Origin of the sequence: Burkholderia sp. NLJ2, assembly GCF_049487195.1 — a bacterium.
In the GTDB taxonomy this organism is placed as follows: domain Bacteria; phylum Pseudomonadota; class Gammaproteobacteria; order Burkholderiales; family Burkholderiaceae; genus Burkholderia; species Burkholderia pyrrocinia.
Genome location: NZ_CP137808.1, coordinates 2,936,635 through 2,950,171, shown reverse-complemented (window position 1 = coordinate 2,950,171; position 13,537 = coordinate 2,936,635). Strand labels below are relative to the sequence as shown.

Here is a 13,537-nt window from a genome sequence, read left to right as displayed (position 1 = left end):
CGGTCGTTTATTTCTTGCCGGCGGAAAGCGCCGTGGAGAGCGCATCGAGCTGGCCGGCCATCCATTGCTGGAAGGTCTTGCCGGCCGGCTGCGTCTCGGTGACGCTGACGCTCGGCACGCCGCCGTCGCGCGCGATCTTCAGCATGCGCTTGGTCATCGGCGCTTCGGCCTGGCTGTTGTAGATCAGCACGCGCACCTGCTTCTTGCGCAGGTCGTTCTCGAACGCGGCGACGTCCTGCGCGCTCGCCTCGGTGTCGTTCATCGTCGCGAGCTGGAAGCGCTGGTTGCGCATGTCGAGCCCGATCGCGTCGGACATGTAGCCGAACACGGGCTCGGTGGCCGTCACCGGCACGCCCTTGTACTGCGCGCGCAGTGCGGCGACCTTGTCGTCGACGGGCTTCAGCGACGCGACGAACTTCTGCAGGTTCGCGTCGTAGTCGGCCTTGTTCGCCGGGTCGGCGCGGCCGAGTTCGGCGGCGATCGCGCGCGCGGCGGCCGGCATCGTCGCCGGGTCGTACCACAGGTGCGGGTTGTCGCCGGCCTTCTTGCCGACCAGATCGGCGACGACGATCGTCGCGCGCCTGGCTTGCTTCGATGCGCCGAGCAGCTTGCCCATCCACGGATCGTAGTCGGCGCCGTTGTAGATCACGACCTGCGCGTGCTGGAGCGCGCGGGCGGTCTTCGGGCTCGCTTCGAACAGGTGCGGATCCTGGTCGGGACTGCTGAGGATGCTGGTTACCGCGACGTGGCGGCCGCCGATCTGCGACGCGACATCGCCGTAGAAATTCTCGGCGGCGACGACGTTGACGGTCGCGGCCTGCGCGAACGCGGGCGCCGCGAGCGACAGCGCGGCGGCAGCGGCGGCAAGCCAGCGGACAGGCGACAGGGCGCGCCGCGGCGCGCGCTTCAAGGCAATGGACATGGAACTCCTCGTTGAAGGGGGCGATGCATGCGCCGCGCGATGCGGCGTCAGCGCTGCGCGGGCTTGCGCTTGCAATGCCCGCACAGGCCGCTCAGCTCGACGACCTGGTGGTGGACTTCGAAACCGTGCGCGGGCTCGCTCGCGGACAACTGCTTCGCGAGGTCGCCGCCGGGAATCTCGACGGTGTCGCCGCACGAATCGCAGATCAGGAACTGGCCTTCGTGCGGTACGCCGATCTCGCAGCACGCGAAGAACGCGTTCTTCGATTCGATCCGGTGGATGAAACCGTGTTCGACAAGGAAATCCAGCGCGCGATAGACGGTCGTGGGCGGCACGCGGCCGCGCTGCGGCTCGAGTTCGGCGAGCAGGTCGTACGCGCCGATCGGGCGCTGCGCGGCCAGCACGCGTTCGTAGACCTGGCGGCGCAGCGGCGTCCACGCGAGCCCGTGCTCGGCGGCGAATGCGTCGGCCCGGGACAGCCGGGCGTCAATGGACGATGAGGTAGCCATGGCGTGAGGCAGGCAGGGAAACAGAGTATGGCGATGATATAACGTATCGTCGCGCCGTGCAGCGCGAATTCCCCTTTCCGTCCACGCTCCGTCCCCTTCACCGCCGATCCGGCCGCACCGCACCGCGCGCGCCGCGCCTTGCCGGGCGTGCGCCGCGGGCGGTCGCCATGCGCCGTTGTGCCGCAGCGCGTCATAGAAAGCCGTCACGTTGCCTTGACAGCGCGAATCGCGTATCCGATCATTCGATCAACAACAGAGCAATTGATCGGTTGGCGAGCGTTCGCTCACCTCGCGACCGTCGTACAGCAGAATGAACCGGAGACAGCCAGTGAGACTGGAACACAAGGTCGCGATCCTGACGGGCGCCGCAAGCGGCATCGGCGAGGCGGTCGCGCAACGCTATCTGGACGAGGGCGCGCGCTGCGTGCTCGTCGACGTGAAGCCGGCAGGCGGCTCGCTTGCGCGGCTCATCGAGGCGAACCCCGGCCGCGCGGTGGCCGTCACCGCGGACGTCACGCGCCGCGACGACATCGAGCGGATCGTCGCCACCGCCGTCGAGCGTTTCGGCGGCGTCGACATCCTGTTCAACAACGCGGCGCTGTTCGACATGCGCCCGATCCTCGACGAATCGTGGGATGTGTTCGACCGGCTGTTCGCGGTCAACGTGAAAGGGCTGTTCTTCCTGATGCAGGCCGTCGCGCAGCGGATGGTCGAGCAGGGGCGCGGCGGCAAGATCGTCAACATGTCGTCGCAGGCCGGCCGTCGTGGCGAGGCGCTCGTTTCGCACTACTGCGCGTCCAAGGCCGCGGTGATCAGCTACACGCAGTCGGCCGCGCTTGCGCTCGCGCCGCACCGGATCAACGTGAACGGCATTGCGCCGGGCGTCGTCGACACGCCGATGTGGGAGCAGGTCGATGCGCTGTTCGCGCGCTACGAGAACCGGCCGCTCGGCGAGAAGAAACGGCTCGTCGGTGAAGCCGTGCCGCTCGGCCGCATGGGCGTGCCGGGTGACCTGACGGGCGCCGCGCTGTTCCTCGCGTCGGCCGACGCCGATTACATCACCGCCCAGACGCTGAACGTCGACGGCGGCAACTGGATGAGCTGACGTGGCGCCGCTCGCACGCGCAACCTGCCTGACGGCCTTCGACGACGTGGCATCACTGCACGCCGTGGCCGCCGCCGAACGAGGAGGGCACGCCTGATGGCCGAGATCGTCGTCGCCGGCGAACTGCTCGCCGAATTCGTCGCCGCCGAGCGCGGCCAGGGTTTCGACACGCCGGGCCTGTTCGCCGGCCCGTTCCCGAGCGGCGCGCCCGCGATCTTTGCCGATCAGGCCGCCCGGCTCGGCGTGCGCGTCGCGTATGCGGGCTGCGTTGGCCGCGACGCGTTCGGCGACGCGATCGTCGCGCGGCTCGAACAGGACGGCGTCGATGTCGCGCGCATCCGCCGCATCGCGCGCCCGACCGGCACCGCGTTCGTCGCGTATCGCGACGACGGTTCGCGCAGCTTCGTCTTCAATCTTTCCACCAGCGCGGCCGCATGCGTCGATGCGTCCGACGTCGATACGGCGATGTTCGACGGCTGCCGTTACTTCCATGTAATGGGTTCGTCGCTGACGAGCGAATCGGCGATCGCGGCGGTCCAGCGCGGCGTGATCGAGGCCGCGCGCGCCGGTGCGAAGGTGTCGTTCGATCCGAACGTGCGCCCCGAGATGCTGAGCTTCCGCCCGATGCGCGCGGCGCTCGACCAGATGCTCGCCGCCTGCCACCTGTTCCTGCCGAGCGAAGCCGACCTGCCGTTCTTCTGCGGGCCGCAGCCGGCCGAGCGCGCGATTGCGGGCTTGCTCGCGACGCATCCGCTGCTCGAACGCGTCGTGCTGAAGCGCGGCGCGGCAGGCAGCGTCGCGTTCGACCGCGCGAGCCGTGTCGAGGCCGGCGCTTACGCGGTGGACGAAATCGACCCGACCGGCGCCGGCGACTGCTTCGGCGGCACGCTGGTCGCGAGCCTCGTCGCGGGCATGCCGATCGATGTCGCGCTGCGCCGCGCGAATGCGGCCGGCGCGATCGCGGTCACGCGGCGCGGCCCGATGGAAGGCAACAGCAGCGCGGCCGAGATCGACCGTTTCCTGACCGAACGAGGTATTGCATGTCCGGCCTGACGACCCTCGCAGAACGCCCGCGCACCGCGCACGCGGATGCCGTGCTGCGGATGATCTTCGACGCGAACCGCGCGGACGCGCAGCGCGGCATCTATTCGGTCTGCAGCGCGCACCGGCTGGTGCTGGAGGCCGCGTGCGAAGCCGCGCGCGCGGATGGCTCGCCGCTGTTGATCGAGGCGACCTGCAACCAGGTGAACCATCTCGGCGGCTATACGGGCATGACGCCCGCCGATTTCCGCCGCGACGTCGATGCGATCGCCGCGCGCTGCGGGCTCGCGCAATCGGCGCTCGTGCTCGGCGGCGATCATCTCGGCCCGAACCCGTGGCGGCATCGCCGCGCGGCCGACGCGATGCGCGAGGCCGGCGCGATGGTCGCCGCCTATGTCGACGCCGGCTTCGAAAAGATCCACCTCGATGCGAGCATGGCGTGCGCGGACGATCCGGCGCGGCTCGACGACCGCACGATCGCCGCGCGCGCGGCCGAACTGTGCGGCGTGGCGGAAGACGCGGCGTCGCGCGCCGGTGTCGCGCCTGTCTACGTGATCGGCACCGAGGTGCCGACCCCGGGCGGCGAAGTCAGCGGCAATACGGGCGATGCGAACGGCGCGGCGATCGCGCAGATCGCGGTCACGCGCAGCGACAGCATCGCGGCGACGCTCGACGCGCACCGCAGCGCATTCGCGGCGGCCGGGCTCGACGACGCGTGGACGCGCGTCGTCGCGGTCGTCGCGCAGCCGGGCGTCGACTTCGACGATCGCCATGTGCTCGACTACGACAGCGCGAAGGCGGCCTCGCTCGGCGCGAGTATCCTGCATACACCGCGCCTCGTGTTCGAGGCGCATTCGACCGATTACCAGACCGAGGGTGCGCTCGCCGCGCTCGTGCGCGACCACTTCGCGGTGCTGAAGGTCGGCCCCGCGCTGACGTTCGCGCTGCGCGAGGCGCTGTTCGCGCTGACGTTCATCGAGGATGCGCTGATCGACGACGTCGCGCAGCGCTCGCGGTTGCGCGACGTCGTCGACGCCGCGATGCGCGCGCAGCCCGAGCACTGGGCGCCGTATTACCGCGGCGACGAAACCGAGCAGCGGCTCGCGCGCCAGTTCAGCTACAGCGACCGCATTCGCTACTACTGGCTGCAGCCGGCCGTCGCGGCCGCGGTCGAGCAACTGTTCGGCAACCTCGCGCGGCAGCCGGTGCCCGAGACGCTCGTCGCGCAGTGGCTGCCGGATGTCTACGCGGCGTGCCGCGCGGGCGGGCTCGCGAAGGAGCCGCGCGCATGGGTGCGCCACCGGATACGCGACGTGATCGCGCACTATGCGCGCGCGTGCGGAATGCAGCGGCCGGCATGACGGGCCGCGAAGGAAACGACGCAAGACCGACGACACTTCGAACAATCACAGGAGACATGCCATGCAACGAAAGATGCTCGACGCCGCCACACGCTGCTTCGCCGGAGCCGCGCTCGCGACGGCCGCCTGCGCCGCGTCCGCGGGCACGCTGACGATCGCGACGCTGAACAACCCCGACATGATCGAGCTGAAGAAGCTGTCGCCGGCGTTCGAGAAGGCGAACCCCGACATCAAGCTGAACTGGGTGATCCTCGAGGAAAACGTGCTGCGCCAGCGCGCGACGACCGACATCACGACCGGCAGCGGCCAGTTCGACGTGATGGCGATCGGCACCTACGAGACGCCGCAGTGGGGCAAGCGCGGCTGGCTCGCGCCGATGACGGGCCTGCCCGCCGACTACGACCTGAACGACATCGTGAAGACCGCGCGCGACAGCCTGTCGTACAACGGCCAGCTCTATGCGCTGCCGTTCTACGTCGAAAGCTCGATGACGTTCTACCGCAAGGACCTGTTCGCGGCGAAGGGGCTGAAGATGCCCGACCAGCCGACCTACGACCAGATCGCCGAGTTCGCCGACAAGCTCACCGACAAGTCGAAGGGCACCTACGGGATCTGCCTGCGCGGCAAGGCCGGCTGGGGCGAGAACATGGCGTTCGTGTCGACGGTCGTGAACACGTTCGGCGGGCGCTGGTTCGACGAGAACTGGAACGCGCAGCTCACGTCGCCCGAATGGAAGAAGGCGATCACGTTCTACGTGAACCTGCTGAAAAAGGACGGCCCGCCGGGAGCGAGCTCGAACGGCTTCAACGAGAACCTGACGCTGACCGCGTCGGGCAAGTGCGCGATGTGGATCGACGCGACGGTCGCGGCCGGGATGCTCTATAACAAGCAGCAGTCGCAGGTCGCCGACAAGATCGGCTTCGCGCCCGCACCGGTCGCCGTCACGCCGAAGGGCTCGCACTGGCTGTGGGCGTGGGCGCTGGCCGTGCCGAAGACGTCGAAGCAGCAGGATGCCGCGCGCAAGTTCATCGCGTGGGCGACGTCGAAGCAGTACATCGAGATGGCCGGCAAGGACGAAGGCTGGGCGTCGGTGCCGCCGGGCACGCGCACGTCGACCTATCAGCGCCCCGAGTACAAGGCCGCCGCGCCGTTCTCGGACTTCGTGCTGAAGGCGATCGAGACGGCCGACCCGAACGATCCGTCGCTGAAGAAGGTGCCGTACACGGGCGTGCAGTACGTCGGGATTCCTGAATTCCAGTCGTTCGGCACGGTGGTCGGCCAGTCGATCGCGGGTGCGGTTGCGGGCCAGATGACGGTCGACCAGGCGCTCGCCGCCGGGCAGGCCGCCGCCGACCGCGCGGTGCGGCAGGCCGGCTACAAGAAGTAACGCGCCAGCAGTCGCGCGGCCCGCGCCGTGCGCCGTCGCGCACGGTGCGGGTCGACGAAGCTGAAAGGCGGGCAGGCCGTTCGCGCCCGCGCATCAACCGGAGGGACTCCGATCATGCGTCACCTGCGTCTTCCCCTGAGTCACGCGCCGTCGGTCGGCGACGCGTCGTCGCCGCCGGGCGCGCCGCGCCGCGCGCGCGGCGGCGCGAGCTGGCTCGTCTCGCCGTCCGTCGCGGTGCTGCTGCTGTGGATGTCGATCCCGCTCGCGATGACGATCTGGTATTCGTTCTCGCGCTACAACCTGCTGAACCCGGACGTGAAGGGTTTCGCGGGGCTCGACAACTACCGCTTCCTCGCGACCGATCCGTCGTTCCTGCCCGCGATCTGGCACACGCTCGTGCTGATCGGCGCGGTCCTCGCGATCACGGTGATCGGCGGCGTGCTGATGTCCGTGCTGTTCGACCGCAAGTTCTACGGGCAGGGCATCGCGCGCCTGCTCGCGATCGCGCCGTTCTTCGTGATGCCGACGGTATCCGCGCTGATCTGGAAGAACATGATCCTGCACCCGGTCTACGGGCTCGTCGCGAACGCGATGCGCGCGCTCGGGATGACGCCGATCGACTGGTTCGCCGATTACCCGCTCACCGCGGTGATCATCATCGTCGCGTGGCAGTGGCTGCCGTTCGCTTTCCTGATCCTGTTCACCGCGATCCAGTCGCTCGACCAGGAACAGAAGGAAGCCGCGCGCATCGACGGCGCGGGCCCGATCGCGATGTTCTTCTACATCACGCTGCCGCACCTGAAGCGCGCGATCGCCGTGGTCGTGATGATGGAGACGATTTTCCTGCTGTCGATCTTCGCGGAGATCTACACGACGACCGGCGGCGGCCCGGGCAACGCGACGACCAACCTGTCGTACCTGATCTACGCGCTCGGCCTGCAGCAGTTCGACGTCGGCCTCGCGTCCGCGGGCGGCATCATCGCCGTCGTGGTCGCGAACGTCGTGTCGTTCTTCCTCGTGCGGATGCTCGCGCGCAACCTGAAAGGGGAATACGAGAAATGAGCGACCTGACCTTCGAAGGCCGGCGCGTGCCGGCCGTGTTCGACCTCGTGCGGCGCGCGCTGCCCGGCGCGCTCGCGTGGCTGATCGCGTTGCTGCTGTTCTTCCCGATCTTCTGGATGGCGATCACCGCGTTCAAGACCGAGCAGCAGGCATACGCGTCGACGCTGTTGTTCATGCCGACGCTCGACAGCTTCCGCGAGGTGTTCGCGCGCAGCAACTACTTCTCGTTCGCGTGGAATTCGGTGCTGATCTCGGCGGGCGTCACGGTGATCTCGCTGCTGTTCGCGGTGCCGGCCGCGTATGCGATGGCATTCTTCCCGAACCATCGCACGCAGAAGGTGCTGCTGTGGATGCTGTCGACGAAGATGATGCCGTCGGTCGGCGTGCTCGTGCCGATCTACCTGCTGTGGAAGAACGCGGGGCTGCTCGACACGGTGTCGGGCCTCGTGATCGTCTACACGCTGATCAACCTGCCGATCGCGGTGTGGATGACCTTCACGTACTTCAACGAGATCCCGAAGGACATTCTCGAAGCCGGGCGCATCGACGGCGCATCGACGTGGCAGGAGATCGTCTACCTGCTGATGCCGATGGCGTTGCCGGGGCTTGCGTCCACCGCGCTGCTGCTCGTGATCCTGTCGTGGAACGAGGCGTTCTGGAGCATCAACCTGTCGAGCTCGAACGCGGCGCCGCTGACCGTGTTCATCGCGTCGTACTCGAGCCCCGAAGGATTGTTCTGGGCGAAGCTGTCCGCCGCTTCGCTGCTCGCGGTCGCGCCGATCCTGATCGTCGGCTGGCTGTCGCAGAAGCAGCTCGTGCGCGGGCTCACGTTCGGGGCGGTCAAGTGAGCGCGGCCGGCCAAGGTGCGAACGTGCTGATCTGCGATTGCGACGGTGTGCTGATCGACAGCGAGGCCGTCGCCGCCGACGTGATCGTGCGCGAACTCGATGCGCGCTGGCCGGGCGTCGATGCGCGGCCGGCCGTGATGCCGCTGCTCGGGCTGCGCATCGAGCGCGTGCTGGCGGGGGCGGGCGACGCTGTCGGCCGCACGCTGTCGGCCGACGACGTCGATGCGATCCGCCGTGCGGTCGAGGCGGCGGCCGTCAATGCGCCGATGGTCGACGGCATCGACGCGGCGCTCGGCGCGATTCGATTGACGACGGCCTGCGCGAGCAACAGCTACCGCGCATACGTCGAAGCGGCGCTCGCGCGCACGGGCCTCGCGCGGTTCTTCGGCGAACGGCTGTTCTGCGCGGATTCCGTCGCGCGGCCGAAGCCGGCGCCGGACGTGTATCTCGCGGCCGCGCGCACGCTCGGCGTCGCGCCCGCGCAGTGCCTCGTGGTCGAGGACAGCGTGACCGGCATCACCGCGGCGGCCGCGGCCGGCATGACCGTGCTCGGCTTCGTCGGCGGCGGGCATGCGTCGGCCGCGCAAATCGACGCGCTGCGCGGGATCGGCGCGCGTCACGTATTCGACGACATGCACGAGCTGCCCGGTTACGTCGCGCGCTGGCAGGCGACGGGCGCGGTGCTGCCGAACTAGCAACGATTGCGCGCCGCCCGAAGGCGGCGCATCACGAACGAACGGAGACAGATCATGGCAAGCGTGCTCCTGCGCAACATCGCGAAGCGCTACGACGAAACCGAAGTGCTGCGCAACGTGAACCTCGACATCGCCGACGGCGAATTCGTCGTGTTCGTCGGCCCGAGCGGCTGCGGCAAATCCACGCTGATGCGGATGATCGCGGGCCTCGAGGATATTTCGAGCGGCGACCTGCTGATCGACGGCGCGAAGGTCAACGACGTGCCGAGCGCGAAGCGCGGCATCGCGATGGTGTTCCAGTCGTATGCGCTGTACCCGCACATGACGCTGTACGACAACATGGCGTTCGGCCTCAAGCTCGCGGGCGCGAAGAAGCCCGAGATCGACCAGGCGGTGAAGAACGCGGCGAAGATCCTGCACATCGATCACCTGCTCGACCGCAAGCCGAAGCAGCTGTCGGGCGGCCAGCGGCAGCGCGTCGCGATCGGCCGCGCGATCACGCGCAAGCCGAAGGTGTTCCTGTTCGACGAGCCGTTGTCGAACCTCGACGCCGCGCTGCGCGTGAAGATGCGGCTGGAGTTCGCGCGGCTGCACGACGAGCTGAAGACGACGATGATCTACGTGACGCACGACCAGGTCGAGGCGATGACGCTCGCGGACAAGATCGTCGTGCTGTCGGGCGGCGCGGTGCAGCAGGTCGGCACGCCGAACGAGCTGTATCACGCGCCGGCGAACCAGTTCGTCGCGGGCTTCATCGGTTCGCCGAAGATGAACTTCCTGACGGGCACGGTCGAGTCGGTCGATGCGGGCGGCGTGCTCGTGCGTTTCGACAGCGGTGAGACGCAGCGCGTCGCGGTCGAAGCGGCCGGGTTGCAGCGCGGTGCCGCGGTGACCGTCGGCGTGCGGCCCGAGCACCTGCTGGTGGGCACGGCGGCTGCGGGCGTTGCCGCGCGGACGATGGCCGTCGAGTCGCTCGGCGATGCTGCATATCTGTATGCGGAGTCGGCGCTCGCGCCGGACGGGCTGATCGCGCGGATTCCGCCGCTCGATACGTATCGCACGGGCGAGGCGCTGCACGTGCACGCGCAGGCCGAGCACTGCCATCTGTTCGACGAGCACGGGCAGGCGTTCCGGCGGCTCAGCGCGCACGCGAAGGCTGCGTGACGGCCGGGATCGGTCAGAAGCGCAGGTTTGCCGCCATGAAGTCGACGAACGCGCGCAGCTTCGGCGTCGGATGGCGGCCTGACGGCCACAGCACGTAGATCGGCGTGCAACTCGCGACGTGTTCGTCGAGCACCGCGCACAGCGTGCCGTCGTCGAGCGCGTCGCGCACGAAGAACTCGGGCAGGCACGCGATGCCGAGCCCGCGCAGCGTGAAGCACAGGCGCGCTTCCGCGCTGTTGCTGACCATCGATACGGGCACCTCGGGCAGCGTGCCCGAGCGCGGCGCGCGCAGCGGCCAGGTTTCGAGCTTGCCGCTGCTCGGAAAGCGGTAGTGCAGGCAGCGGTGCAGCGCGAGATCGGCCGGTGTGCGCGGCGTGCCGTGCCGGGCGAGGTAGTCGGGCGATGCGACGAGGTGCTGGCGGAAATGGCGGAGCAGCCGCGACGACAGCCGTGAATCCGTCGGCTGGCCGGTGCGCAGCACCGCGTCGAATCCTTCCTCGACGACGTCGACGAGCCGGTCGCTGAAATCGATATCGAGTTCGATTTCCGGATACGCGGCCATGAAGTCGGCGAGCACCGGCAGCAGCAGCGTGCCGATCGTCGGCAGGCTCACGCGCAAACGCCCGCGCGGCGCTTCGGCACTGTGTGTCAGTTCCTGCTCGGCCGCGTCGATCTCGGCGATCACGCGCCGGCACCGCTCGAGAAAACGCGTGCCCTCGGCCGTCAGCGTGATGCTGCGCGTGCTGCGGTGAAACAGCCGCACGTTCAGGCGCGCCTCGAGCCGCGCGATGCGCTTGCCGATCGCCGATGCCGACAGCCCGAGCGCGCGGCCGGCCGCGACGAAACTGCGCGTTTCCGCGACCTGAACGAACACGACGAACCCGCCGAGATTTTCCATGCAAGTTTCCGATTGCGGACACCAGCGTCCGGAGTGTCCGGAACTCTAACCCGGTTTTTCTTCTCGCGTCGGCTCCCTACGATGGACGCTCGTTCATTGTCGAGAGGTCACGCCATGTCATCCCTGCCTGTCACCGCGCCCCGCGCCGAACCGGACGCCGCGCTGCGCCGCCGTCTCGACGACGCGCTCGATCGCGCACTCGCCGACGAGCGCATGGTCGGCGCGGTCGTGCTGGTCGCGCGCGACGGCGAGTTGCGCTATGCGCGCGCCGCCGGGCTCGCCGATCGCGAAGCCGGTACGCCGATGCGGGAAGACGCGCTGTTCCGGCTCGCGTCGGTCACGAAGCCGGTCGTGACGGCCGCCGCGATGCGGCTGGCCGCGGCGGGGCGCATCGCGCTCGACGAACCCGTCGCGCGCTGGTTGCCCGAATTCCGCCCGGCGCTGCCCGATGGCGCGCCCGCCGCGATCACGTTGCGTCATCTGCTGTCGCATACGGCCGGCCTCGGCTACCGCTTCCTCGAAACCGGCGGCGACGGCCCGTATGCGCGCGCCGGCGTGTCCGACGGGATGGATCGCGCGGGCATCACGCTCGCCGAGAATGTGCGGCGCATCGCCAGCGTGCCGCTGCAGTTCGCGCCCGGCACGGCGTGGGGCTATTCGCTCGCGACCGACGTGGTCGGCGCGCTGATCGAGGCGGTCGACGGCCGGCCGCTCGCCGACGCGGTGGCCGCGCTCGTCACGACACCGCTCGGGATGACCGACACGACGTTTGTCGCGCACGATGCCGCGCGCTTCGCGACGCCTTACGTGAGCACGCCGGGCGTACCGCGCCGGATGGTGGACATCGATCTCGTGCCGGTATTCGACGGCACGATCGGCATCCGCTTCGAACCGGCGCGCGCGTTCGACGGCGATGCGTGGCCGTCGGGCGGCGCGGGGATGGTCGGCACCGCGCGCGATTGCGTGACGCTGCTCGACGCGCTGCGCACCGGCCGCGATGGCTGGCTCGAACCCGCGTGGATCGACGAGATGGCGCGCATCCAGCCGGGCGCGCACGAACTGCAGGATGCGCCCGGTTTCGGCTTCGGGCTCGGCTTTTCGGTGCTGCGCGATCCGGCGGCCGCGCAGTCGCCGGAATCGGTCGGCACCTGGCGCTGGGGCGGCGCGTACGGGCATGCATGGTTCGTCGACCGCGCGGCCGGGCTGACGGTCGTCGCACTGACCAACACGCTGTACGAGGGCATGCACGGGCGGATCGTGACCGATGTGCGCGATGCGGTCTACGGCGTCGAGGTCGGGAGCGCGGCATGAGCGACTGCACATCGATTGACGACGAGGTTTCCGTCGGACCGGCGCAGGCGCGCGAGCGCCTGCCGGTCGCGAACCTGCTGGCGTTCGCGACGGCCGCCTTCATCACGATCCTCACCGAGGCATTGCCGGCCGGCCTGTTGCCGCTGATGAGCGTCGACCTGCGCGTGCCCGACGCGCTGATCGGCCAGCTCGTAACCGTCTATGCGCTCGGCTCGATCGTCGCGGCGATTCCGCTCGTCGCCGCGACGCGCGCGATGCGCCGGCGCCGCCTGCTGCTCGCGGCGCTGGCCGGCTTCGTCGTGTCGAATGCGCTGACCGCCGCGTCGCCGTACTACGCGCTCACGCTTGCCGCGCGCTTCGTCTCGGGCATGTCGGCCGGGCTGCTGTGGGCGTTGCTGGCCGGCTATGCGAGCCGGATGGTCGACGCGTCGCTGCGCGGCCGTGCGATCGCGGTCGCGATGCTCGGCGCGCCGGTCGCGATGTCGATCGGCATTCCGGCCGGCACCGCGCTGGGGGCGGTGCTCGGCTGGCGCGTCGCGTTCGCGTTGATCACGCTCGCGGCGCTCGCGCTGATCGGCTGGATCCGCTTGCGCGTGCCCGATTACCCGGGGCAGCAGGCCGGCGCGCGCGAACCGGTGCTCGGCGTGATGACGCTGCCCGGCGTGCGGCCGGTGCTGACTGTGATGTTCGCGTACGTGCTCGCGCACAACATGTTGTACACGTACGTCGCGCCGTTCCTCGCGGGCGTGCGGATGGGTGCGCAGGTCGACGTGGTGCTGTTGGTGTTCGGCATCGCATCGCTGGTCGGCATCGCGCTGACGGGCGCGTGGATCGGTGCCGCGCAACGGCGCCTGACGCTCGCCAGCATCGCGCTGTTCGCGCTCGCGGCGGCGATGCTCGGCGCCGGATCGGGGATGACGATCGTCTATGCGGGCGTCGCGCTGTGGGGGCTCGCGTTCGGCGGCGCGCCGACGCTGTTCCAGACTGCTGCCGCGAACGCGGCGGGGGAGTCGGCCGACGTCGCGCAATCGATGCTCGTGACGGTGTGGAATCTCGCGATCGCCGGTGGCGGCATCGCGGGCGGGATGCTGCTCGGCGCGACGGGCGCCGGCGCGATTCCGTGGGTGCTCGTGGCGCTGCTGGCGGCCGCGTGGATCGGCGCGTGGCGCGCGCGCCGGCATGCGTTTCCGGCGCCGCGCACGGCCTGAAGGTTCGACTGCTGCGTGGGGTATGC

The 13,537-nt window shown here is 69.4% G+C and carries 13 protein-coding genes; 10 read left to right on the top strand and 3 right to left on the bottom strand.

The window, feature by feature from the left end; genetic code table 11:
- Nucleotides 1-7: 7 nt before the first annotated feature.
- Both R9B84_RS13605 and R9B84_RS13600 read right to left on the bottom strand, forming a co-directional pair.
- Entirely contained in the window at nt 8-922 is a 915-nt protein-coding gene (locus R9B84_RS13605; protein ID WP_423758332.1) for a metal ABC transporter solute-binding protein, read from the bottom strand.
- 47 nt (nt 923-969) lie between these two features.
- Entirely contained in the window at nt 970-1,431 is a 462-nt protein-coding gene (locus R9B84_RS13600) for a Fur family transcriptional regulator (protein ID WP_011546084.1), read from the bottom strand.
- Between the two features lie 328 nt (nt 1,432-1,759).
- Between R9B84_RS13600 and R9B84_RS13595 the strand changes: the two genes are divergently transcribed.
- The 8 genes from R9B84_RS13595 (at nt 1,760) to R9B84_RS13560 (ending at nt 10,094) form a co-directional block, all read left to right on the top strand.
- Nucleotides 1,760-2,536, top strand: coding sequence for an L-iditol 2-dehydrogenase (locus tag R9B84_RS13595; protein WP_423758331.1), 777 nt, complete (start codon nt 1,760-1,762; stop codon nt 2,534-2,536).
- A gap of 96 nt (nt 2,537-2,632) precedes the next feature.
- A complete protein-coding gene (locus tag R9B84_RS13590) occupies nt 2,633-3,589 on the top strand; it encodes a sugar kinase (RefSeq protein WP_423758330.1) in 957 nt (318 codons plus the stop codon).
- Nucleotides 3,577-4,938 (top strand): D-tagatose-bisphosphate aldolase, class II, non-catalytic subunit, encoded by a 1,362-nt coding sequence (locus R9B84_RS13585; protein ID WP_423758329.1) that lies wholly within the window; start codon nt 3,577-3,579, stop codon nt 4,936-4,938. The genes R9B84_RS13590 and R9B84_RS13585 overlap by 13 nt, the downstream gene beginning before the upstream one ends.
- A 61-nt stretch (nt 4,939-4,999) precedes the next feature.
- The gene (locus tag R9B84_RS13580; RefSeq protein ID WP_423758328.1) at nt 5,000-6,325 is read left to right on the top strand and encodes an ABC transporter substrate-binding protein; all 1,326 of its coding nucleotides are present in this window, start codon (nt 5,000-5,002) and stop codon (nt 6,323-6,325) included.
- Between the two features lie 114 nt (nt 6,326-6,439).
- Nucleotides 6,440-7,387: a carbohydrate ABC transporter permease gene (locus R9B84_RS13575; RefSeq protein WP_047898895.1), complete on the top strand. Its 948-nt coding sequence runs from the start codon at nt 6,440-6,442 to the stop codon at nt 7,385-7,387.
- A complete protein-coding gene (locus R9B84_RS13570; protein WP_423758327.1) occupies nt 7,384-8,235 on the top strand; it encodes a carbohydrate ABC transporter permease in 852 nt (283 codons plus the stop codon). The genes R9B84_RS13575 and R9B84_RS13570 overlap by 4 nt, the downstream gene beginning before the upstream one ends.
- Entirely contained in the window at nt 8,232-8,930 is a 699-nt protein-coding gene (locus R9B84_RS13565; protein WP_423758326.1) for an HAD family hydrolase, read from the top strand. Before R9B84_RS13570 ends, R9B84_RS13565 begins: the two co-directional genes overlap by 4 nt.
- Before the next feature lie 54 nt (nt 8,931-8,984).
- Nucleotides 8,985-10,094 carry an ABC transporter ATP-binding protein gene (locus R9B84_RS13560; protein ID WP_423758325.1) on the top strand — a complete coding sequence of 370 codons (1,110 nt, stop codon included), beginning with the start codon at nt 8,985-8,987 and terminating at the stop codon, nt 10,092-10,094.
- A 13-nt stretch (nt 10,095-10,107) separates the two neighbouring features.
- Here R9B84_RS13560 and R9B84_RS13555 read toward each other — a convergent pair whose 3' ends face one another.
- Entirely contained in the window at nt 10,108-10,992 is an 885-nt protein-coding gene (locus tag R9B84_RS13555) for a LysR family transcriptional regulator (RefSeq protein WP_423758324.1), read from the bottom strand.
- Between the two features lie 114 nt (nt 10,993-11,106).
- Here R9B84_RS13555 and R9B84_RS13550 point away from each other — a divergent pair, with 114 nt between their 5' ends.
- Together R9B84_RS13550 and R9B84_RS13545 are read left to right on the top strand one after the other, a co-directional pair.
- Entirely contained in the window at nt 11,107-12,303 is a 1,197-nt protein-coding gene (locus tag R9B84_RS13550) for a serine hydrolase domain-containing protein (protein ID WP_423758323.1), read from the top strand.
- Entirely contained in the window at nt 12,300-13,511 is a 1,212-nt protein-coding gene (locus R9B84_RS13545) for an MFS transporter (RefSeq protein WP_423758322.1), read from the top strand. Before R9B84_RS13550 ends, R9B84_RS13545 begins: the two co-directional genes overlap by 4 nt.
- Nucleotides 13,512-13,537 lie beyond the last annotated feature (26 nt).